The following is a 22,773-nucleotide window of genomic DNA, read 5'->3' as shown; positions in this document are numbered from 1 at the left end:
TCGGGCCAGCTCCCGCAGCAGCTCGGCCCGGTTGGCCAGCCCGGTCAGCTGGTCGGTGACGGCGAGCCGGTGCACCGTACGGGCCAGCCGGTCGCGCTCGTCCGCGTCCCGCACGAGGTCCCGCAGCCGGGCCTCACGGTCGGCGAGCCGCTCCGCCCGGCGTCGCTGGTCGACGACGGTCAGCAGCTCCTGAGCACCATCGGCGGGATCACCGCCAGCCCGAGCGCGACGGCGGGGGTGGTGAACTCACCGACCGTCGCGAGGTGTCCGGCGGCGGCGAGCGCGGCCACCCCGGCCGGGGCGGTCACCCGGGGCCAGGCCGCCGCCGGAGCGTCGGGGCGGGGCGGATCGCCGGCCGCCGTGCGGCGGGCGCCCACGGCGGTGAGCAGCACCCCCCGAGCAGCGGCGGCACGACGGCCAGGGTGGCCCGGTCCGGGGCCCGGTAGGCCAGCAGCACCACCAGGACGGCCAGGCCGGTCAGGGCAGCCGCCGCGCCGCAGCGGCAGAGCGCCGTGCCGGGGCGGCGTCGCCGGTCGGCGAGGGCGCCCACCACCAGCACCGCGAGCCCCGCCCCACCGGCGACGGTGGCCAGCCGGGCCGCCACCGGAGCCACGCCGGGCGGCACCAGCACCCAGCCGGCGAAGACCAGGCTGACGCCGAGGCCGACGACGTCGACGACGCGGCGCAGCCGGTCCGGGCCGGCAGCCGGGACCGGCCGGGCAGGCCGAGCAGCCCGGCCGCGTAGAGCGGGCCGGCCACGGCCAGCCCGGCGAGGACGACCGGCACCCGCTGCGCCGGGCCGGTCAGCGGCAGCACGGCGACGGTGAGCCCGACCGCCAGCACGGCGGCGTCGAGGAGCGCGACCACCCGGCGGGGCAGCGCTCTCCGCCGGGGCGTACCGGGCGCGGCGCGCGGAGCGGGCACTGTGCGCGGACCGGGCGCGGCGCGTGGACCCGGCGCTGCGGGTGGGGCGGTAGCGGCGCGCGGAACGAGCACCGTCGGTGGGGCGCCGGCCAGCCAGGAGAGTCGGACGCAGGCGACGGCACAGCCGGCGGCGACGGCGAGCGCCAGGGCGGCGGGTGGCGGGACGAGACCGGCGAGGCCGGCGAGGACGAAAAGGGCCCCGATCGCGAGCACGACGAGCTCGGGTAGGAGCGGGCGGCGGCGCGGAGGGCCGGAGGGGTACGCGACGGGCACGGCGGTCGCCTTCGTGAGGGGCACGGGGCGGGGCGGTTGCGGAACGACGTGCGGGGTCGAACGGTCGGGAGCGGAACGGACACGGACGCAGCGACGGGCGGGGAGACCCGGCGCTACCACGCCTCCAAACGACCCATCCCCGAGGTGGTTACGGCTCAGACTGAGTGACCCCGATCACATAGGTCGCGCCGGTCACCGGTCCACCGCCCGACCGGTACGCGGACCGGCCGAGGTGCGATCATCGGGTCGTGACTCCCGCCGACACCGTCAGTTTCCGGCACAACCAGGCGATCCTGGTCGCGGCGATCGTCGCGTTCATCGGCGCGCTGCCGCTGGCCACCGCCCGCTGGTGGCTGTCCTGGGTGCTGCTGCTCCCGCTCGCCGTCGCCGTCTGGGCGTGGCGCGCCGGCACCGACGCCGACCCGCGCGAGCTGCGCCTGCGGGCCGTCGCCGGGCAACGCCGGATCGCCTGGGACCGGGTCGCCGAGCTGGTCACCGACCCGCGCGGCCGGGTGGCCGCCCGACTGGACGACGGCCAGCAGGTGCTCCTGCCCGCCGTCCGGGCCGCCGACCTGCCCCGGCTGGTCGCCGCGACCGGCCAGGAACTGCCGGACCCGAACCGCTGACGGCCGGGTCAGTAGCCGTCCACCACCGTGTTGGTCAGCGGCTCACCCGCGACGAACCGGCGCAGCTGCTCCCCCACCAGGCGGTAGGCGCGCGGCAGCAGGCCGCGTACCGAGCCGGCGACGTGCGGGGTGAGCAACACGTTCTCCAGTCCCCACAGGGGATGGCCGGCGGGCAACGGCTCCGGGTCGGTGACGTCCAGGGCGGCGCGCAGTCGTCCGGTGGTCAGCTCGGCGACCAGGGCGGAGGTGTCCACCACCGGGCCACGGGCGGCGTTCACCAGCAGCGCCCCGTCCGGCATCGCGGCCAGGAACGCCGCGTCGACCAGCCCCCGGGTCTGCTCGGTCAGCGGCACCAGCAGCACCACCACGTCCGCCTCCGGCAGCAGGGCGGGCAGCTCGGCCACGCCGTGCACACCCTGCGCCGGGCGGGGCGTCCGGGCCACCAGCGTGAAGGTCACCTCGAACGGGGCCAGCCGGGCCCGCAGCGCCGCGCCGATCGACCCCGCGCCGACGATCAGCACCCGTTTGCCGGCCAGCTCGTCCGTCGGGGCCACCTCGTCGAACGCCCACTCGCCCCGGCCCTGGGCGCGGGCGAGCGGACCGAAGCCGCGCAACTGGGCCAGGATCGCCGTGACCACCCACTCGGCGGTGGACGAGTCGTGCACGCCGCGCGCGTCGCAGAGGGTCACGCCCGCCGGGACCCGGCCGGCCCAGGCGTCCGCCCCGGCGGAGAGCAGCTGCACCACCCGGAGGTCGGGCAGCTCGGTCAGCAGCCCGGTGGTGCCGGGCCCGGCGAGGAACGGCGGCACCCAGAACCGTACGTCCGCCGGCGACGAGGGCAGCCGCGCCGGGTCCGCCAGCAGCTCCACGGTCACGCCCGGCGGCAGCTCGCCGAGGAGGGACCGGCCGGCGGGGTGCGGAATCCATACCTTCACGACCGCCGACCCTAGCCGCCGGCCGTCGGTGCCGCCGGGACGGCGTACCACTCGACGTGACCAGGACGACGGCGGCTCCGGCAGGGCGATCGCGCCGGCGGCCGGGTATAACGGATGATCGGGGCGTCGGCCGGCGTTCCGCGGTGCAGACAGGGTGGTCGATGACCGAAGGAACGCCGGAACGTCCCGCTGCGCGGTTCGCGGCGCTGGCGGACCCCGAGCGGCTGCGGGCACTCGCCGAGACCCGGCTGGACGCCGCACCCGACGAGGCCTTCGACCGCTTCGCCCGCCTGGTCAGCGACCTGCTCGAGGTGCCCGTCGCGCTGGTCAGCCTGGTCACCGCCGACCGGCAGTTCTTCCCCGGCGCGGTCGGCCTGCCGGAGCCGTGGGCGGCCCGCCGGCAGACCCCGTTGAGCCACTCCTTCTGCCAGCACGTCGTCGACATCGAGGTGCCGATGGTGCTGCCGGACGCCCGGCTCTACCCGCAGGTCCGCCGCAACCTCGCCATCGAGGACCTGGGCGTCATCGCGTACGCCGGCATTCCCCTCACCGACCTGGACGGCCGGGTCCTCGGCTCGCTCTGCGCGATCGACAGCAAGCCCCGGGCCTGGACGGCCGAGCAGCTGCGTACCCTCGCGGACCTGGCCGCCGCCTGCTCGTCGGAGCTGCGGCTGCGGATCGCGCTGGAGGGCGCCGAGGAGGCCCGGCGACGGGCCGAGGAGGCACACGACCGGCTCGCCATGCTGGCCGGGATGAGCGAGACCCTGGCCGGCACGCTGGACATCGCCACCGCGGTCGACCGGCTCGGCCACGCCATGGTGCCGCTGCTGGCCGACTGGTGCCTGATCACCCTGGTCGACCCGGCCGGCACCCCCCGTACGGTCTCCGCGGTGCACCGCGACCCGGCGCTGGGCCCCGAGATGGCCCGCTTCGCCGAGCTGATGCTCACCGGCCTCGGCCCCGAGTCGATCACCCGGGCGGTGCTGCGGACCGGCCGGCCGGTGCTGGGCGACCCCGGCGGCCTCGACGACGTGGTGCGCGGCACCACTCACCCCGAGATGCCGCCGCTGGCCGAGCGACTCGGGTTCGCCTCCCACCTCAGCGTGCCGATCACGGCGGCCGGCGGCCGGGGCATCACCATCGGCTGCATCACCCTGGTCAACGGCGGCCGGCGGCGCGCGTTCGACGACGGTGACCTGCACACCGTGCTGGACATCGGTCGCCGCGCCGGCCAGGCGGTCGGCAACAGCTGGATGTACAGCGAGCAGCGGCACGTCGCCGAGGTGCTCCAGCACAGCATGCTGCCGCTGTTGCCGGAGAGCACCGAGGTCGAGCTGGCCGCCCGTTACCTGCCCGCCGCCGACCGGGTCGAGGTCGGCGGCGACTGGTACGACGCCTTCGTCCAGCCCGACGGCGACCTGATCGCCGCGATCGGTGACGTGGCCGGTCACGACATCGAGGCGGCGGCCACCATGGGCCAGCTGCGCAACCTCGTCCGGGGCAACGCGTACGGGCGGACCGACGCGGCCGGTGACCTGCTCACCCACCTGGACGACGCGATCCGCGGGCTGCGGATCGGGACCGTGGCCACCGCCGTGCTGACCCGGATCCGCCGGAACGCCACCGGTGGGCTCACGGTCGGCTGGTGCAACGCCGGCCACCCGCCGCCGCTGGTGATCCGCGCCGACGACGGGGTGGAGGTGCTCGACGCGCACCGCGAGCCGCTGCTCGGCCTGTCCCGCCCGATCAGCCGGGCCAGCCGCGAGCTGACCCTGGCCAAGGGTGACACGCTGCTGCTCTACACCGACGGGCTGACCGAGCGCCGCGACCGCACCATCGACGAGGGCACCGCCGAGCTGCTCGACCGGCTCGCCGGCACGGCGACGCTGCCGCTCGGCGAGCTCTGCGACCGGCTGCTCGCCGCCGCGCACGCCCGCGAGGACGACGTCGCCCTGCTCGCGTTGCGGGCGCGCTGACCCCGGCCGGCACCGCTCGGATCCGTCGCGCCCGGACGGGCGGCCCCGTGCCGGCTACGCTGGGCCGGGTGAGCGCCCGTCCCCGTACCCTCGCACCGGCCGCCTCCGGCGACGCTCGCCGCGTCGTGCGCGGCGCTGCTGCTCGGCACCGCCGGCTGTGCGTTCGGCGAGCCGGCGCCGGACCCGGCCGGTGAGCCGCCGAACCTGCCGACCCCGTCGGCGACCGCCGCGCCGGGCGGCGCGGACCAGCAGGTGGTGGCCACGGTGCTGGCCAAGGGGCTCCGGGTGCCGTGGGCGATCGCCTTCCTGCCCGACGGGGGCGCGCTGGTCACCGAGCGGGACAGCGGCCGGATCCTCAAGGTCGGCCCCGAGTCCGGGCCGGAAGGGCTCACCGTCACCGTGGTGCAGACGATCCCCGACGTGGCCGCCGGCGGCGAGGGCGGCCTGCTCGGCATCGCGGTCTCCCCCGCGTACGCCACCGACCGCACGGTCTTCGTCTACTACACGACGAAGCAGGACAACCGGGTCGCCCGGCTGGAGTCGGGCGGTCGCCCCACCCCGATCCTCACCGGCATCCCGGCCGCAGCCAACCACGACGGCGGCGGGCTCGCCTTCGGTCCGGACGGTCAGCTCTACGTCAGCACCGGCGACGCCGGCCGGCAGGCGGCCGCGCAGGACCCGAAGAGCCTCGGCGGCAAGATCCTGCGGGTGACCCGGGACGGGAAGCCGGCCCCCGGCAACCCGGTCGCCGGCTCGCCGGTCTGGTCGCTCGGCCACCGCAACGTGCAGGGCATGGCCTGGGACGCCGCCAAGCGGATGTACGCGGTGGAGTTCGGCCAGAACACCTGGGACGAGATCAACCTGATCACCCCCGGCGCCAACCACGGCTGGCCCCAGGTCGAGGGGCGCGCCGGCGACAAGCGCTACGTCGACCCGATCGTGCAGTGGCGCACGACGGATGCCTCCTGCTCCGGCCTGGCGTCGGCGCAGCGGCTGCTGGTCACCGCCTGCCTGCGCGGCCAGCGGCTCTGGCTGGTCGAGCTCACCGACACCGGCACCGTGCTCGGTCAGCCCCGCGAACTGCTCACCCGCAAGTACGGCCGGCTGCGCGCGGTGGCTGCCGCCCCGGACGGCTCGCTCTGGGTCACCACCTCCAACCGTGACGGTCGGGGGCAGCCGTCGCCGGAGGACGACCGGATCCTGCGGCTGGTCTTCGCGGGCGGCGGCGCGGGACGCAGCTGACCGGGACGCAGGGCCGCCTCGGGCGGAAGACGCAGGGCCGCCTCGGGCGGAACCGGCGCCTCCGGGGAACCGCCGCCTCGGGCCGAGACCCGGTGAATCGGGTCGCCTTACCGCAGGTTTGTCAAGATCCTTCTACGGGCAGGTCAGAATCTCAGCATGGACGGTCAGGAGAACGAGCAGCCGCGCACCGGTGACACACCGGCGACCGGGCGTACCCGGCGCTGGTCGCTGCGCGGGCGGCCGGTGGTCCGCGGCCGACTGCGCCGGCTCGGCGTGGCGCTGGCCGTCCTGGCGGTCGCCCTCACCGGGGCGGTCATCGGCACGTACGCCGGGGGGCACGTCGGCACCGACATCGGACCGTTCCGGGCCCAGCTCAGCCTGACCCCGGCCCTGGAGGGTGGCACCACCGTCAACGTCCCGCCGCTGGGCGCGCTGCTGCTGAACAGCCACGACGGGCCGACGCGGCTGACCGTGCAGCTCGGTTCGCTGGATCAGGGGCGTACCGAGGCGCTGATCGACGACCCGGCGAGCATCAGCCGGGCCAGCCAGTCCGCCGTGCAGGACGTCCGGGCCGGCGTGCTGCGCCTCGGGCTGCGTACCCTCGCCGGCGCGGTGCTGGCCGCCCTGCTGCTGGCCGCGCTGGTGTTCCGGGACGTCCGGCGGACGGCCTGGGCCGGCGGTCTGTCGCTGGCGGTGACCGCCGGCAGCCTCGGGCTGGCCGCGGCGACCATCCGCCCGCAGGCCATCGAGGAACCCCGCTACGAGGGGCTGCTGGTCAACGCGCCGGCCATCGTCGGCGACGCCCGCCGGATCGCCAACGACTACACCAAGTACGCCGAGCAGCTCCAGCGGCTGGTCGGCAACGTCAGCCAGCTCTACACCACCGTCTCCGCGCTGCCGGTCTACGAGCCGGCCCCCGGCACCACGCGAGTGCTGCACGTCTCCGACATGCACCTCAACCCGACCGGCTGGCAGCTGATCCGGACCGTGGTGGAGCAGTTCGGCATCGACGTGGTGATCGACACCGGCGACATCACCGACTGGGGCAGCGAGCCGGAGGCGTCCTTCGTCGGCTCGATCGGCCTGCTCAAGAAGCCGTACGTCTACATCCGCGGCAACCACGACTCGGCGCGGACTGCGGCGGCGGTGGCCCAGCAGCCCAACGCGATCGTGCTGAACAACACGACCACCACGGTGGCCGGGTTGACCGTCGCCGGGATCCCCGACCCCCGGTTCACCCCGGACAAGGAGACCTCACCGGCCGGCAGCGGGCTCACCAAGGTGGTCGCCGACCAGGTGATCGGCGCGGGTGAGCAGCTCGCCACCACGGTCCGCAACTCGCCGGCCCCGGTGAACATCGCCCTGGTGCACGACCCGGCCTCGGCGGGGCCGCTCTCCGGGACCTGTCCGCTGGTGCTCGCCGGGCACACCCACGCCCGGCAGGTGTCGAAGCTGCCGCAGGTGCCGGACAAGCAGCCCACCCAGCTGATGGTGGAGGGCTCCACCGGTGGGGCCGGGCTGCGCGGGCTGGAGGGCGAGAAGCCCACCCCGCTGTCGATGACGGTGCTCTACTTCGACCAGCAGAAACTGCTCCAGGCGTACGACGACATCACCGTCGGCGGCACCGGGCAGGCGCAGGTGAACCTGGAGCGGCACGTGATCCGGGACCCGGCCAAGGGCGCCCAGGTGCCGGTGACCCCCACCCCGACCCGGGGCGGCCCGCAGGAGTCGCCGACCGCCGGCCCGACGACGACCGGCTGACCGGTAGGCGGGCCGGCGGAAGGGTGGGCCGGCGGACGGGCCGGCGGACGCGGCGGGCTGGCGGCGAGGTCCATCCGCGTCGAGCGCCACTCTGACTACTTAAGGTGACCGAATCCCTGTGTTCGGGGTGCCGGCTGGTTGCCTTTGCTCTGCAGCCACCGGCGCAGCAGCGACGTTGGGTGACCGCTGCGCGGATGGCTGCAGAGCGGCGAAAACCTGGAGCAGCAGGTCAGCGACCTGATGCGTATGGGGCTGCAGAGCAAAGGCTCGGAAGGTGGGACGCCCACCTCCCGAGGACTGACTACTCGGGGTAACCAGCCGAACCGTACCCAGCGTGACGAACGCCCGGGGACGTCGCACCGGCTGCGGACTGCCGACCGGCGGCGCGCCGTCCACGCGCCGCCGGTCGTTGCGGGTGTCGGTGTCCAGCGCGCCGCCGGTCGTGGACCGCCCGGCGTCAGCGCAGGGAGAGGGCGGCCAGGGCGGCGTTGACGATGCTGCCGGGGAGCAGGTCGTGCAGCTCGTACAGCTCCTGGACGCTGCCGGACTGGCCGAACTCGTCCACCCCGAGCGGCACCGCCGGGGCACCGACGGCCGAGCCGAGCCAGGCCATCGCGTGCGAGGCGGCGTCGTGCACGGTCACCACGGGCACCCGGTCCGCGAAGGCCGACCGCAGCGCGCCGGGCACGCTCGGCACGGTCGCGGTCCGCACGCCCTGCCGCAGGGTGCGCTGCCAGGCCCGGTAGAGCCGGTCCAGGCTGGTCACGTCGACCACGTGCGCCGCGACGCCCTCCTCCGCCAGCTCCGCGGCGGCGGCGAGGACCTCCGGCAGCACGGCGCCGGAGGCGGCGAGCTGCACGACCGGGGCGTCGGCCAGCTCCGGGTACGCCTGGTGCGCGTCCACCAGCCGGTACGCCCCGGCGACCACCTGCCGGCGCAGCACGGCGTCGCCGATCCGGGCCCGGGCCGCCTCGAAGGGCGCCTGGTCGACCGGCCGGGTGCTGAGCCGGAAGTAGTACGCCCCGTCCTCGGCCGGCGCGGCGGTCGCGGCCGGCGCCCCGCCCTGCGCGATCTGGCCGAGCGCGTCGCAGAGCAGCCAGTCCAGGGCCCCGGCGTACGCGGGCTCGCAGAAGGTGACGCCGGGCAGCTCCAGGCCGACGGAGGCGGTGATGGTGGACTGGTGGGCGCCGCCCTCCGGGGCGAGGGTGATGCCGGACGGCGTGCCGGCCACCACGAAGCGCGAGCCGGAATAGGTGCCGTAGAGGAAGGCGTCCAGGCCGCGCAGCACGAACGGGTCGTAGACCGTGCCGACCGGCAGCAGCGGCTGCCCCGACAGGTCCCACGACAGGCCGAGCTGGCCGAGCAGCAGGAACAGGTTCATCTCACTGATGCCCAGCTCGATGTGCTGACCCGACGGGCTCTCCGTCCAGCGCAGCATCCGGTCCTCGGTCCAGGAGCGCTGCTCGGTGGGGGCGAAGACGCCGGTCTTGTTGATGAACCCGGCGAGGTTGGTGGAGGTGGCCACGTCCGGCGCGGTGGTCACCAGGTAGGGCGCGACGGCCGGGTCCCGGGCCAGGTCCACCAGCACCCGGCCGAAGACCTCCTGGGTGGAGATCGGCTTGTTGACGCGTACCTTCGTGGTCTCCGGGACGGTGACCCCGAGCGCGCGCTCGCGGGGCGCGCGGGCGAGTGCCTCCCGGCGTTCGCCGGCCCGGATGCCGGCCTCCGACGCGGGGTCGAGGCGGTCCCACTCGGTGTCTGCGGTCAACCCGTTGGCGGTACGCAGCGCGTCGACCTGCTCGGTGCCCAGCAGCGCCGAGTGGTTGCGCGGGTTGCCGGCGATCGGCAGGCCCCAGCCCTTCACCGTGTACGCGAAGACCACGCTGGGCCGGTCGGTGACCGCGTCGCACTGGGCGTACGCGTCGAGCATCGCCTGAAGGTCGTGCCCGCCCAGGTCGGTGACGAGCGGTCCCAGCTCGTCGTCGGAGGTGTCCGCGATCAGCTCGGCGATGCCCGCCGGGGCGCCGTCGAGGAACTGCTTGCGCAGCGCCGGCCCGGCCAGCCCGAAGAGCGACTGGTACTGCTCGTTCGGCATCCGGTCGATCCAGTCGCGCAGCGCCTCGCCGCCCGGCCGGGCGTACGCCTCGGCGAGCTTGCGGCCGTACTTGACCTCCACGACGTGCCAGCCGGCGGCCTCGAACTGGCCGCGCCACTGGTTGATCCGGATGCCCGGCACCACCCGGTCCAGGGACTGGCGGTTGAAGTCGACCAGCCACATCACGTTGCCCAGGCCGGTGGTCGCCGGGTCGGCGACGGCCTCCCAGATGTTCCCCTCGTCCAGCTCCGCGTCGCCGATCAGCGCCACGAAGCGGGAGTGCGGCCGCGCACCGAAGTGCGCGTCGACGTAACGCCGGGTCACTGCGGCGAAGAGCGGCGCCGCCGCGCCCAGGCCGACCGAGCCGGTGGAGAAGTCCACCTCGTCGGGGTCCTTGGTCCGCGACGGGTACGACTGGAGCCCGCCCCGCGCCCGCAGCCTCGGCAGGTACGACCGGTCCAGGTTGCCGAGCAGGTATTGAATGGCGTGGAACACCGGCGAGGCGTGCGGCTTCACCGCGACCCGGTCCTCGGCGTCCAGGTGGGCGAACCAGAGCGCCGTCATCGCGGTGACCAGGGAGGCGCTGGACGCCTGGTGGCCGCCCACCTTCACCCCGTCGCCGGCGTTCCGGTCGTGGTTGGCCGCGTCCACGATCCGGGTGGCGAGCCACAACACCCGCCGCTGGATCTCGTCGAGGACGTCGAGGTCGTGCTGGTTCACGGTGACTCCATCCGGGCGTCGCCGTTGACGCCCTCGCGAGGGGGTGGCGCGGGTCGCGCGCGCTTGCCGGGCAGGGAGCGCCGCCGGGTCACGACGAAGCCCCTCGGGTGTTAGGAGGGGCCCCCTGCAATCGCCAGGCGTTAACAGGGGGCCCCTCCTTGCATCTTCAGGCGCCGAGGCGGGAGAGGATCAGGTCGCGGACCGTCTTGGCGTCGGCCTGGCCTCGGGTGGTCTTCATGACCGCGCCGACCAGGGCGCCGGCGGCGGCGACCTTGCCGCTGCGGATCTTGTCGGCGATGCCCGGGTTGGCGGCGATCGCCTCGTCCACGGCGGCGGTGAGCGCCCCGGTGTCGGAGACCACCTCCAGGCCCCGGCTGGTCATGATCTCGGTCGGCGAACCCTCGCCGGCCACCACGCCCTCCAGGACGGTACGGGCCAGCTTGTCGTTGAGCTTGCCGGCGTCGACCAGGCCCTGCAGCTCGGCGACCTGCTCCGGGGTGGCCCCGACGTCGGCCAGCTCCACGCCGGTCTCGTTGGCCCGGCGGGACAGCTCGCCCAGCCACCACTTGCGGGCGGCGGCCGGGGTGGTGCCCGCCGCCACGGTCCGCTCGATCAGCTCGACCGCGCCCGCGTTGAGCACCGACTGCATGTCCAGGTCGGACAGCCCCCACTGCTCCTGCAAGCGGCGGCGGTGCAGCCGGGGCAGCTCCGGCAGGGCGGCCTTCAGCTCGGCCACCCAGGCGGTGTCCGGGGCGAGCGGCACCAGGTCAGGCTCCGGGAAGTACCGGTAGTCGGTGGCGGTCTCCTTGGACCGGCCCGACGTGGTGTCACCGGTGTCCTCGTGGAAGTGCCGGGTCTCCTGGACGATCCGGCCACCCGCGTCGAGCACCGACGCCTGGCGCAGGATCTCCGAGCGGACCGCGCGTTCCACCGAGCGCAGCGAGTTGACGTTCTTCGTCTCGGTGCGGGTACCCCACTCCTCGCCCGGCAGGTTCAGCGAGGTGTTGACGTCGCAGCGCAGCGAGCCCTCCTCCATCCGGACGTCGGAGACGCCCAGCGAGCGGAGCACGTCCCGCAGCTCGGTCACGTACGCCTTGGCCACCTCAGGGGCCAGCGCGCCCGTGCCGGGGACCGGCTTGGTGACGATCTCGACGAGCGGGATGCCGGCCCGGTTGTAGTCGACCAGCGACTCGGTCGCGCCGTGGATGCGGCCGGTGGCGCCACCGACGTGCAGCGTCTTGCCGGTGTCCTCCTCCAGGTGCACCCGCTCGATGCCGATCCGCACCAGCTCGCCGTTCACCTCGACGTCCAGGTAGCCGTCGAAGCAGAGCGGCTCGTCGTACTGGCTGATCTGGAAGTCCTTCGGCATGTCCGGATAGAAGTAGTTCTTCCGGGCGAACCGGCACCACTCGGCGATGGAACAATTCAGCGCCAGGCCGATCCGGATGGTCGCCTCGATGGCCGCCTTGTTGGCCACCGGCAGCGAGCCGGGCAGGCCCAGGCAGACCGGGCAGACCCGGGTGTTCGGCTCGCCGCCGAAGTCGGTCGGGCAGCCGCAGAACATCTTGGTGTTCGTGCCCAGCTCGACGTGGGTCTCCAGGCCGATCACCGGTTCGTAGCGCGCGACGACCTCGTCGTACGCGGGCAGTGTCGTGGTCATCTGAGCTCCTGCCTCACAGCGCCGGTGGGGTGAACGTGCCGACCACGGACTCCAGCGCGGCGGCGACCCGGTACATCCGGTCGTCCGCCATCGTCGGGGCCATCACCTGCAGACCGACCGGCAGGCCCTCGGAGAGCCCGGCGGGCACCGAGATCGCCGGACCGCCGTACAGGTTGGTCGGGATGGTGAACAGGTCGGCCAGGTACATCTGGTAGGGGTCCGAGGTGCGCGCCCCGAGCGGGAACGCCACGAACGGGGTGGTCGGCGAGATCAACGCGTCCACCTGCTCGAACGCCGAGGTGAAGTCCCGGGTGATCAGCGTACGGACCTTCTGCGCCTGCCCGTAGTAGGCGTCGTAGTAGCCCGACGACAGCGCGTACGTGCCGAGCATGATCCGCCGCTTGACCTCGGGACCGAAGCCGGCCTCCCGGGTCAGCGACATGACCTCCTCCAGCGACCGGTTCCCGTCGTCGCCGACCCGCAGGCCGAACCGGACCCCGTCGAACCGGGCCAGGTTGGAGGAGCACTCGCTCGGCGCGATCAGGTAGTAGGCCGGCAGCGCGTACTTGAAGTGCGGGCAGGAGATCTCGACGATCTCGGCGCCCAGCTTGGCCAGGGTGTCCACGTTCTCGCGGAACGCGGCCATCACGCCCGGCTCCGCCCCCTCGCCGGTGAACTCGGTGACGATGCCGAGCTTCACGCCGGTCAGGTCGCCGCTCGCGCCGCGCCGCGCCGCCGCCACCACGTCCGGCACCGGCTGGGGGATGGAGGTGGAGTCGCGCGGGTCGTGGCCGCCGATCACCTGGTGCAGCAGCGCGGCGTCGAGCACCGTACGGGCACACGGGCCGGGGGTGTCCAGCGACGAGGAGAACGCCACCAGGCCGTACCGGGAGGTGCCGCCGTAGGTGGGCTTCGCGCCGACGGTGCCGGTGACCGCACCCGGCTGGCGGATCGAGCCGCCGGTGTCCGAGCCGATCGACAGCGGTGCCTCGTACGCGGCCAGGGCCGCCGCGCTGCCGCCACCCGAGCCGCCCGGGATTCGGTCGGTGTCCCACGGGTTGCGGGTCGGCCCGTACGCGGAGTATTCGGTGGAGGAGCCCATCGCGAACTCGTCCATGTTGGTCTTGCCGAGCATCACCGTGCCGGCCTCGCGCAGCCGAGACACGATCGTCGCGTCGTACGGCGGGCGCCAGCCCTCCAGGATCTTCGACCCGACGGTGGTCGGTACGCCCTTCGTGGCGAGCACGTCCTTGACCGCGACCGGCACGCCCGCGAGCGGGCCCAGCTCCTCGCCGGCGGCCCGGCGCTCGTCCACGGCGCGGGCGGCTGCGAGGGCGCCCTCGGTGTCCACGTGCAGGAAGGCGTGCACCCGCTCGTCGACGGCGGCGATCCGGTCCAGGTGCGCCTGCGTCACCTCGACGGCGCTCGTCTCACCGCTGCTCACCAGGCCGGCGATCTCGCTCGCGCTGAGCTTGATCAGGTCGCTCATGCCGGCACTCCGCTTCGCTCCGTGCCGCCATGAGGCACCAACACACTGAGTCTGATGATTCGCTCGCTGCGCTCGCTCATGAGGCCACATCCTCGTCCAGGATCCGCGGCACGCGGAACCGCTGCTGGTCGGCGTCGGGCGCACCGGACAGCGCCTCCTGCGGGGTCAGGCCCGGCACCACGACGTCGTCCCGCAGGACGTTCGTCAGCGGCACCGAGTGGGAGGTCGGCGGGATGTCCGCCGCGGCGACCTCACCGACCTGCGCGACCGACTGGAGGATCACGTCGAGCTGGCCGGCGAAGGTGTCCAGCTCCTCCTCCGTGACGGCGAGCCGCGACAGTCGCGCCAGGTGCGCGACCTCCTCGCGGGAGATGGCGGCCATCGGGTGCCCCCTTCGTGGCTGTCCTGAGACGTCTGCGTGCGCCGACCGCGCCGTCGGGGAGATGACGCGCGGTGACCGGAGCGAGTCTATTGTCCTGCGGTCCCGTCGACGCCTCCGACTCCCCCCACCCGGTGAGGAACCCGGCGTCGGCGGCTCCCGCGGCGACGGCGGGCCTCGTCGCCGCGGCGGGTCACCGGGGCGGGCAGACCCGGCCGCTGAACGCCGGATCGTTCTGCACGTCGTCCCCCCAGACGGGGTTGAGGGAGATCTTCAGCGGCGGCAACTGCCAGGGGGCGGCCACGAGCTGGATCAGCCTGTACTCCGGGCGTACCGCGTGCAGGTTCGCCCCGGTCAGGAAGTCGGCGATCTGGTCCTGGACCTCCGGCCGGCCGAGCAGGCTGCCGTGGAACCCGGGTATCTGGACCACGGGAATGCCCGCGTACTGGCCGGGTGGGGCCTCGGCGGCGCTCGTCGTCGGCAGGAAGGCGACCATCCGCACCCCGGGCACGGGACAGAGCGCCCGGTTCCGATAGAACGGCGCGTTGTCGACGATCGACCGGATGAACGGCTCGTCGGCGTACTGGTCCTGCGTCCGTACCAGGTTCGCCAGCCAGACGATCGCCCGCAGCTCCCAGCCGCTGACCACCCCCCAGCCGCTGCGGGCCTGCGGCGGCGGGTAGTAGGACCGCCCGGGCCGGACCAGCGGGCTGAACAGCAGTGCGGCCTCCACCGGGGAGCCCGGGAAGTGTTCGAGGAAGGTCCGCACCACCATCGCGCCCTCGCTCTGCCCGAGCAGCGCCACCGGCCGGCCGGTGCGGCGGTGCACCTCGTCGACCTGGGCGGCGAGCAGGGCGGCACTCGACTGCAGCGACCGGTGGGTGTCCCGGGGCAGGTATGGCATCGGACGGCCCCGGGCGTCCAGGCCCCGGTAGGAGAAGCGCTCGACCCTCGGGTCCACGGGCGGTTGCCCGTCGAAGCTCGAGTCGTGCCCGGCGAGCGCGATGACCGCGTGCCGGACCTGCGGCGGCAGCGGCCGGGTCACGACGGGTGGCCGCCACTCGCCCCGGGTACCCCGCCCGGCGACGCCGACCACGCCCTGCACCAGCACCACCAGGACCACGGTGAGGACGACCGCCAGCGGCGCCACCGGCACCCGCGCCCACCGCACCCGGCGGGGCAGCAAGGCCCCGTGCACGGTCCGTCGGCGCAGCAGCCCGTTCGCCACGCCCGCGACGGCGACCACCGGCACCGGCCACCAGCCGGGCACGCTCGCCGCCACCGCCCCGGCGGCGGTGAGCAGCACGACGTTCAGCGCCGACCAGCCGACCAGTTCCGCCGACGGCAGTCCCCGCCACCAGTGGTCCACCGCCCCCGCCCGGATCAGGAACGGGGACAGGATCAGCATGGGCACCAGCGAGGCGGCCAGGAACCAGGAGAGCGTCACCGTCGCGAACGCCACCGAGAACGCGGCCCACGGCGAGACGACCACCGCGGCCAACGCCGCGACCTCGACGTTGCGCCGGACGAGCCAGCGCCACGACGGGCGGGGCTGCTGCGCCGGCCAGGAGAATCCGACCAGCGCCGCGGAGTACACCCCGCGCAGGACCGTGATCGCCAGCAGTTCCAGCAGGAAGCCGGGGATCGACCTGTGGTAGACCAGCAGCCAGCGCATGTCGTGGTAGGCGCCGTAGGGCCAGACGGCGCTCGACTGGGGCGACAGTCCACGGACGGCCTGGAAGCCGATCGCGGCGATCACGGCGGCCTCGGTCACCGGCACCAGGGCGGAGAGCGCCAGCAGCGCGGCGACCCGCCTGCGCTCCGATCGCACGGCCTCTCCTCACCTCGCCGGTGTCCCCCGCCTCCCTGCAGGATCTCCCGCCTCCGGTGCGCTGCGGGCGTCATTCGGCGAAGACGCCGGCCCGGCCGGTCAGGTCAGCGGCCGGGCCGGCGCGGCACCTCCACGCCGGGTCCGCCGGGCCGCACCGGCCGGTACCGGGCCAGCCAGCCGACCAGTTCCTCGGCCGGCATGGGACGGGCGTGGAACCAACCCTGCGCCACGTCGCAGCCGGCCGCGTGGAGCAGCCGCCAGGTCCGCTCGTCCTCCACGCCCTCGGCCACCACCCGCAGCCCGAGCGCGCCGGCCAGCTCGATCATCGACCGGACGATCGCCGCGTCGTCGGGGTCGTCGGCCATCCCGAGTACGAACGACCGGTCCACCTTCATCTCCGACAGCGGCAGCCTGCGCAGGTGCTGCAACGACGAGTAGCCGGTGCCGAAGTCGTCCAGCGCGATGCCCACGCCGATCCGGTGCAGCTGGGAGATGGTGGCCAGCACCCGCCGGGGGTCGGCCATCAGGGCCCCCTCGGTGATCTCCACCTGGAGCCGCTCCGGGCGGACGCCGTACCGGGTGAGCCGGTCGGCGATCTGGTCGGCGACCTCGCCGGTGTGCAGGTCACGAACGCTGACGTTCAGCGCGGCGCGCAGCGTGATCCCGGCCGCCGACCAGGTGGCCAGCTGCTCCACCACGTCGTCCACCACCCGCCGGGTGAGCAGCCGCATCACCGCGCTCTGCTCGGCGACCTGGATCAGCTCACCCGGGTCGACCATCCCGCGCCGGGGGTGCCGCCAGCGCAGCAGCGCCTCGACGCCGACGACCTCACCGGTCGCGATGGCGATCTGCGGCTGGTAGTACATGGTGATCTCGCCCGGGTCGTCACCGCCCTCCCGGCCCGACCCGCCGGTCACGCCGTCCACTCCGACCCGGCCGCCGCCGACCCGGCTGTCGGCGACCCCGCTGTCGGCGACCCGGTGACCGGCCCGGTCGGGGTCCGGCGTCGCAGCGACCAGCTCGTCCGCGACGTCGGCCGGGGCCGGCCCGTCCCGGCCACCCGGAGCCGGGACCGGACTGGCGGAACGCACACCGTTGGTGGCGGTACGCCCGGCGCGGCGCTGATCGGATCGGCCCCGGTGACGATCCGGTTGATCAGCTCGTCGTCGGGCCGCAGCTCCATCCGCTCCCGGCGACGCCGCCACCGCCACCGGCCGGACACGTCCCCGCCCGCGCCGAGATCGCCGGTCGGCACCGCGAGCCGGGACCGACCGCGCCGACCCCGTCGGCCAGCCCGCCGGTCGGCGCCAGAGCGGCACCGTCCCCGCCCCGCCGTTCGGCCGGCGGGCTCGAGGCGCCGGCGCGGTGCACCGGCGATTCGAGTACGCGCCGCAGATCGGCCAGGAGACTCAACCGCTCGGCCGAGTTGTGGTCGGACTCGGCGGCGTACACGGCGATGGTGTCGTTGCGGTGCTTCGCGTCGTACATCGCCACGTCGGCGTGGCGCATCAGGGTGGCGAAGTCCTCGCCGTGCTCGGGATAGAGCGCGATGCCGATCGAACCGCCCACGTCCAGCGGCAGGCCGTCCAGGCTCACCGGCTCGGCCAGTGCGGCGACGACCCGTTCGGCCACCTCGCGGGCCTGCTCGGTGCCGGTCAGCCGGGGCACCAGGAGGGCGAACTCGTCGCCGCCGAGCCGGGCCACCAGGTCGCCGCCCGCCGCGTCGGTGAGCCGGGCGCTCACCTCCACCAGCAGCCGGTCCCCCACCGCGTGCCCGAGGGCGTCGTTGACGTGCTTGAACCGGTCCAGGTCGAGCAGCAGCAGCGCCAGGTGCCCGTCCGGCCCGCCGCGGGCGGTCCGCTCGGCGTGCAGGTGCACCTGCTCGGCCACCTCCGCCAGCAGCGCCTTGCGGTTGGGCAGGCCGGTGAGCGGGTCGAGGGCGGCGAGCTGCTCGTGCTCGGTGGAGAGCCGGGCCATCCGGTAGACGGCGAAGAGCGGCACCAGCACCAGCGGGATCAGCGCCGCGCCGGCCCGGGCGGCGGCGATCAGCACCGGGGCGAGCAGCAGCAGCGAGCCGGTGGAGAGCAGCTCGTAGGGCAGGCCGTGGCGCAGGCTCGGCCACCAGCGGTCGCCGAAGCGCAGCCGGACGGCTGTGGTCACCAGCCCGTAGTTGACCGCGAACCAGGCGGCGGTGGCGCCACCGACCGCCGCCACGTCGGTCCAGTGCAGCCGGCCGCCGTCGAAGATGCCGCCCGGACCGAACCGGCTGAAGGCGTATCCGGCGCCGAGGGCGCAGGCGTACTGGGCGGCGTTGAAGCCGGTGCGCCAGGGGGCGTATCCCATCCGCCACCCGGACACGGCGACCGCCACCGCCTGCACCGCCACGGCCGGGCCGAGCCCCCAGCCGAGCAGGATGGCGAAGGTGAAGCAGGTCGACGGGAAGACCGCGGAGGTCTGCCGCCGGCCGGGCGGGACGAACGGACGCGCGTCGCAGGCGACGGCGAGCACCGCCATGGTCCAGAACGCGGCCGGCAGTTCGGGCAGCCGCGCGGGCAGCCCGACCAGCGGCCCCACCGAGACGGCGAGGGCCACGACGGCGACGGCCGCGACGAAGCCGAAGAAGGGCGCCACCCGTCCGGGCGGGACGGAGTTTCGCGGGTCGGCGGCCTCCATCGCACCTCCCGGGGACGGCCGTGGCGTGCACCGGTGACACGCCGTGCACCAATGAAACGCCCTTGGTCCCGATTTCCCCGACACGACAGCCACGAATCGGTCGTAGTCGTAATTAAGTTGGTATACACCGCCAGGACCGATCCGGCGTCACCTCGGCGGGTCAGCCCTCGACGCGGGCCACCTCCCGGGCCGCGTCCGGGCCGGATTCCAGCAGCACCCGGAACCCGTCCTCATCGAGCACCGGGACCTTGAGGGTGGCCGCCTTGTCGGCCTTGGAACCGGGGTTGTCCCCCACCACCACGAAGCTGGTCTTCTTGGAGACGGAACCGCTCACCTTGCCGCCCAGGGACTGGATCGCCTCGGACGCCTGGTCACGGCTGAACCCGGCCAGCGTGCCGGTCACCACGAGGGTGAGCCCTTCCAGGGGGCGCGGCCCCTCGTCGACCGCCGCCTCCGCCATCCGTACGCCCGCCTCGGCCCACTTGCGCACCACCTCGCGGTGCCAGTCGACGGCGAACCACTCCTTGATGCTCGCGGCGATGGTCGGGCCGACACCGTCCACCGAGGAGAGCTCCTCCTCGCCGGCCACGTCGATCGCCTCGATCGAGCGGAAGTGCCGGGCGAGGGCCTGGGCGGCGGTCGGGCCGACGTGCCGGATGGAGAGCGCGACGAGGACCCGCCACAGGTCGCGTTCCTTCGCCACGGCCAGGCTCTCCAGCAGCTTGGTGGCGTTGCTGCCCAGGGTGCCGTCCTTGTTGACGAAGAACGGCGCGGCGGTGAGCTGGTCGGCGGTGAGCCGGAACAGGTCGCCCTCGTTGGTGATGATCTGCGCGTCCAGCAGCGCCGCCGCGCCCTTCTCGCCGAGCACCTCGATGTCGAGCACCTTGCGGCTGGCCAGGTGGTAGACCCGTTCCCGGATCTGGCCGGGGCAGCCGCGCGCGTTGGGGCAGCGGATGTCGACGTCGCCCTCCTTGGCGGGCGCGAGCGGGGTGCCGCAGGCCGGGCAGGTGGTGGGCATGACGAAGGGCCGGGCGTCGGCGGGACGCAGGTCGACCACCGGGCCGAGCACCTCGGGGATCACGTCGCCGGCCTTGCGCAGCACCACCGTGTCGCCGATCAGCACGCCCTTGCGCTCGACCTCGCGGGCGTTGTGCAGGGTCGCCAGGGCGACCGTGGACCCGGCCACCCGGACCGGCTCCAGCACCGCGAACGGGGTGACCCGGCCGGTCCGCCCGACGTTCACGTCGATGTCGAGCAGCTTGGTGGTCACCTCCTCGGGCGGATACTTGAAGGCGATCGCCCAACGCGGGGCGCGGCTGGTGGAGCCGAGCCGGCCCTGGATGGAGACCGGGTCGACCTTGACCACCACACCGTCGATCTCGTGCTCGACGTCGTGCCGGTGCTTGCCGTAGTAGGCGATGTATTCCGCGACGCCGGCCAGGTCGGGCACCACCCGCACCCGGTCACTGGTCGGCAGCCCCCACGCCTTCAGCGCCGCGTACGACTCGGACTGCGCGGTCGGCCGGAATCCCTTGCGGGCGCCGATGCCGTGCACCACCAGGCGCAGCGGGCGGGAGGCGGTGACCCGGGGGTCCTTCTGCCGCAAACTCCCGGCGGCGGCGTTGCGCGGGTTGGCGAACGGGGCCTTGCCCTGCTCCACCAGACCCGCGTTGAGGTCGGCGAAGGCGGCGACCGGGAAGTAGATCTCGCCCCGGACCTCCAGCAGCTCCGGCAGGTCGGGGAAGTCGGCCGACGGGGTCAGCCGGGCCGGCACGTCGGAGATGCTGCGGACGTTGGCGGTGACGTCCTCGCCGGTGCGCCCGTCACCCCGGGTGGCCGCCCGGACCAGCCGGCCCTTCTCGTAGGTCAGGTTGATGGCCAGGCCGTCGACCTTGAGCTCGCAGAGATAGGGAACCGGGCCGCCGGCGTCCCGCTCGACCCGCTCGGCCCAGGCCGCGAGCTCCTCGTCGGCGAAGGCGTTGTCGAGGGAGAGCATCCGCTCGGCGTGGGTGACCGGGGTGAAGTCGGTGGAGAAGGTGCCACCGACCCGCTGGGTCGGTGAGTCGGGGGTGCGCAGTGCCGGGAACTCGGCCTCCAGTGCCGCCAGCTCGCGCAGCTGCCGGTCGAACTCGGCGTCGGAGACGGTCGGCGCGTCGAGGACGTAGTAGCGGTACTGGTGCTCGGTGAGCTCCTGGCTCAGCGTGGCGTGCCGCTCCCGCACCTCCGGGGTCGGCTCGGCGCCCGCCGCCGCCTCCTGCGCGGGGCTGACCTGCTGGGGAATCGCTTCTTCGGACACCCTGCCGCCTTCGGACACCGCTGTCGACCTCCCGTGATCGTGCTACCCCCGCACCGTAGCGGTCGGGTGGGACACCCGTCCGGGCACCCGGCCTGAGCAGGCCCGGCGGCACCCGCCGCGCCGGCGGGCGGACCGGCCGGGGCCGTGCGGCGATCGCCGCACGGCGGCGCGGTGTGCCCGCCACGGGCGAGAGGCAGGTACGGATGCCGGACTGGGTGCTCTGGCGGTGGCGATCGTGGCCGCCGTCGCGGCCGGCTGGCTGTGGAGCGAGTGGCGTCGTCGGGTGGCCGACCGGCGCCCGGGCCCGGCGACGGCACCGGCGACCGGACGACGGGGACCCGACCGGACGCGGCGGGAGACCGGGACGCACCGGCTTCGACCGGAACGCGGCGGGACCCGGCGGGCCGGAGCAGCGCCCCGCCCCGGCCCGTGGGGCGGACCGTCGACCGGCCGGCGCGCCGCAACCCGGCGAGATCTGGTGGGCCGACGTGCCGTACGCCGACGGCACCGGCTCGAAGGTCCGCCCCTGCCTGGTGCTGCGCGCCGACGGCCGGGGCGCCGACGTCCTGAAGATCACCAGTCAGGACAAGTCCGACCGGGACGACCACGTACGGATCCCCACCCGCAGCTGGGACGCCGACGCCGACCACGACAGCTTCCTCGACGTCAGCGAGCCGATCCACGTGCCCGAGGCCGCCTTCGCCGATCGCGCCGGCAGCTGCGACCCCACCCTTTGGCGGCAGGTCCGCAAGCTGCCCCACCTGGCGGTCTGACCGCCGGCGCGGCCGGGCTCCGACTCCGGCAGGTCGCCGGCCCGGCATCGGGATCGGCGTCGGGTCAGCCGGTGGCCGCCGCGAGGGCGGTGAGCCGGTCGGCGTACTCGATGCGGGTCGCCCAGTCGGCGGGCCAGGCGGGCATGCCCCGGGCCGCGCCGACGAAGGCGCCGGCGAGCGCCGCGATGGAGTCGGAGTCACCGGCGGTGGTGGCGCCCTGGGCCAGCGCGCCGACCGGGTCGTCGGCGTGCCACAACGCACAGAGCAGCGCGGTCGCCAGGGCCTCCTCGGCGATCCAGCCTCGCCGGTGTGCCGGCACGGGTCGCCGCCGTCGTCGCCGCGGGCCAGCGCGGCGTCGAGCCGGTCGAGGGCGTGCCGGCACTCGTCCCAGCCCCGGGCGATGAACTCCTCGGCCGTCGCCACCCCGGGGCGCTGCCAGAGGTCACCGAGCCAGTCACCCCGGTAGACCCGCCGCTGGTCGTGGGCCCGCGCGGTGAGCAGGCCGGGCAGCTCCGCCAGCGCGGCGCCGTCGCGCAGCAGGCGGACCGCGTACGCGGTGAGTTCGCTGGCCGCCAGCCCGGTCGGGTGACCGTGGGTCAGGCCGGCCTGGAGCTGCGCCAGCCCGGCCAGGGTGTCCAGGTCGACGTCGAGCAGCCCGACCGGGGTGACCCGCATGTTGGCGCCGCAGCCCTTCGACCCGGCCACGGTCGCCGCCTGCCACCGGGTGCCCACGGCCAGCTCGGCACAGGCCCGCAGACAGGTCATCCCCGGCGCGCGGTTGTTGTCCGGGCTGACCGACCAGGCGACGAAGCGCTGCCGCAGCAACGGCTCGACCACCTCCGGCGCGTACGCGGGCGCGTCGTGCAGCGCCCACGCCACGGCGAGGGCCATCTGGGTGTCGTCGGTGACCGGCGCCGGATCGCCGACCAGCTCCCGGGGACCGGCCGGGCCGTACCGGCGGACGATCTCGGCGACGGTGAGGAACTCGGTGGGCTTGCCCAGGGCGTCGCCGTAGGCGAGGCCGAAGAGCGAGCCGGCGGCGCGGCGGGGCGGAGAGTCGATCACGGTGGCGATCATGCCCCCTGCCGGCAAGCTCCGCCCGCCGCCGGGGCCGGTCAGC

General features: G+C 74.6%; 14 protein-coding genes and 2 pseudogenes. 5 read left to right on the top strand and 11 right to left on the bottom strand.

Going from position 1 to position 22,773, the window contains the following annotated elements; all coding sequences use genetic code 11:
- Positions 1-179: 179 nt before the first annotated feature.
- Complete coding sequence (locus tag MRQ36_RS33380) at positions 180-392, bottom strand: hypothetical protein (protein ID WP_278187555.1); 213 nt, start codon at positions 390-392, stop codon at positions 180-182.
- An 85-nt stretch (positions 393-477) separates the two neighbouring features.
- Positions 478-1,137: a hypothetical protein gene (locus tag MRQ36_RS19630; RefSeq protein WP_242797502.1), complete on the bottom strand. Its 660-nt coding sequence runs from the start codon at positions 1,135-1,137 to the stop codon at positions 478-480.
- Between the two features lie 308 nt (positions 1,138-1,445).
- Here MRQ36_RS19630 and MRQ36_RS19625 point away from each other — a divergent pair, with 308 nt between their 5' ends.
- Positions 1,446-1,823 (top strand): PH domain-containing protein, encoded by a 378-nt coding sequence (locus MRQ36_RS19625; RefSeq protein ID WP_242797500.1) that lies wholly within the window; start codon positions 1,446-1,448, stop codon positions 1,821-1,823.
- Between the two features lie 8 nt (positions 1,824-1,831).
- Here MRQ36_RS19625 and MRQ36_RS19620 read toward each other — a convergent pair whose 3' ends face one another.
- A complete protein-coding gene (locus tag MRQ36_RS19620; protein WP_242797498.1) occupies positions 1,832-2,758 on the bottom strand; it encodes a 2-hydroxyacid dehydrogenase in 927 nt (308 codons plus the stop codon).
- A 161-nt stretch (positions 2,759-2,919) separates the two neighbouring features.
- On the opposite strand from MRQ36_RS19620, the gene MRQ36_RS19615 reads away from it, so the two are divergent.
- From MRQ36_RS19615 to MRQ36_RS19605, 3 genes are all read left to right on the top strand, one after another.
- Positions 2,920-4,734 (top strand): SpoIIE family protein phosphatase, encoded by a 1,815-nt coding sequence (locus tag MRQ36_RS19615; RefSeq protein WP_242797496.1) that lies wholly within the window; start codon positions 2,920-2,922, stop codon positions 4,732-4,734.
- A gap of 135 nt (positions 4,735-4,869) precedes the next feature.
- Positions 4,870-5,976, top strand: a complete 1,107-nt coding sequence (locus tag MRQ36_RS19610; protein ID WP_242801227.1) for a sorbosone dehydrogenase family protein — start codon at positions 4,870-4,872, stop codon at positions 5,974-5,976.
- Between the two features lie 156 nt (positions 5,977-6,132).
- Positions 6,133-7,737 (top strand): metallophosphoesterase, encoded by a 1,605-nt coding sequence (locus MRQ36_RS19605; RefSeq protein ID WP_242797494.1) that lies wholly within the window; start codon positions 6,133-6,135, stop codon positions 7,735-7,737.
- A 457-nt stretch (positions 7,738-8,194) separates the two neighbouring features.
- Here the strand turns inward: MRQ36_RS19605 and MRQ36_RS19600 are convergent, their stop codons facing one another.
- The 7 genes and pseudogenes from MRQ36_RS19600 to ligA all read right to left on the bottom strand — a co-directional run bounded on the left by MRQ36_RS19600 (position 8,195) and on the right by ligA (position 20,880).
- The gene (locus MRQ36_RS19600; RefSeq protein WP_242797493.1) at positions 8,195-10,552 is read right to left on the bottom strand and encodes a pyruvate dehydrogenase; all 2,358 of its coding nucleotides are present in this window, start codon (positions 10,550-10,552) and stop codon (positions 8,195-8,197) included.
- Positions 10,553-10,718: 166 nt separating this feature from the next.
- Positions 10,719-12,212 (bottom strand): Asp-tRNA(Asn)/Glu-tRNA(Gln) amidotransferase subunit GatB, encoded by a 1,494-nt coding sequence (gene gatB, locus MRQ36_RS19595; RefSeq protein ID WP_242797492.1) that lies wholly within the window; start codon positions 12,210-12,212, stop codon positions 10,719-10,721.
- Positions 12,213-12,225: 13 nt separating this feature from the next.
- Positions 12,226-13,701, bottom strand: coding sequence for an Asp-tRNA(Asn)/Glu-tRNA(Gln) amidotransferase subunit GatA (gene gatA / locus MRQ36_RS19590; RefSeq protein ID WP_242797491.1), 1,476 nt, complete (start codon positions 13,699-13,701; stop codon positions 12,226-12,228).
- A 76-nt stretch (positions 13,702-13,777) separates the two neighbouring features.
- Positions 13,778-14,083, bottom strand: a complete 306-nt coding sequence (gene gatC, locus MRQ36_RS19585; RefSeq protein ID WP_242797490.1) for an Asp-tRNA(Asn)/Glu-tRNA(Gln) amidotransferase subunit GatC — start codon at positions 14,081-14,083, stop codon at positions 13,778-13,780.
- Between the two features lie 190 nt (positions 14,084-14,273).
- Positions 14,274-15,911, bottom strand: coding sequence for a hypothetical protein (locus MRQ36_RS19580; RefSeq protein ID WP_242797489.1), 1,638 nt, complete (start codon positions 15,909-15,911; stop codon positions 14,274-14,276).
- A gap of 104 nt (positions 15,912-16,015) precedes the next feature.
- Positions 16,016-18,584: pseudogene (locus MRQ36_RS19575) on the bottom strand (putative bifunctional diguanylate cyclase/phosphodiesterase).
- Between the two features lie 160 nt (positions 18,585-18,744).
- Positions 18,745-20,880 carry an NAD-dependent DNA ligase LigA gene (gene ligA / locus MRQ36_RS19570; protein ID WP_242797488.1) on the bottom strand — a complete coding sequence of 712 codons (2,136 nt, stop codon included), beginning with the start codon at positions 20,878-20,880 and terminating at the stop codon, positions 18,745-18,747.
- A 203-nt stretch (positions 20,881-21,083) separates the two neighbouring features.
- Here ligA and MRQ36_RS19565 point away from each other — a divergent pair, with 203 nt between their 5' ends.
- Positions 21,084-21,653: a type II toxin-antitoxin system PemK/MazF family toxin gene (locus tag MRQ36_RS19565; RefSeq protein ID WP_242797486.1), complete on the top strand. Its 570-nt coding sequence runs from the start codon at positions 21,084-21,086 to the stop codon at positions 21,651-21,653.
- A gap of 64 nt (positions 21,654-21,717) precedes the next feature.
- On the opposite strand, the pseudogene MRQ36_RS19560 reads toward MRQ36_RS19565, so the two are convergent.
- Positions 21,718-22,730: pseudogene (locus tag MRQ36_RS19560) on the bottom strand (ADP-ribosylglycohydrolase family protein).
- Positions 22,731-22,773: the final 43 nt, after the last annotated feature.

It is taken from the genome of Micromonospora sp. R77 (assembly GCF_022747945.1).
GTDB lineage: Bacteria > Actinomycetota > Actinomycetes > Mycobacteriales > Micromonosporaceae > Micromonospora.
Note: the sequence above shows the minus strand (reverse complement) of the source record. Positions and strands in the feature narration are given on the sequence as shown.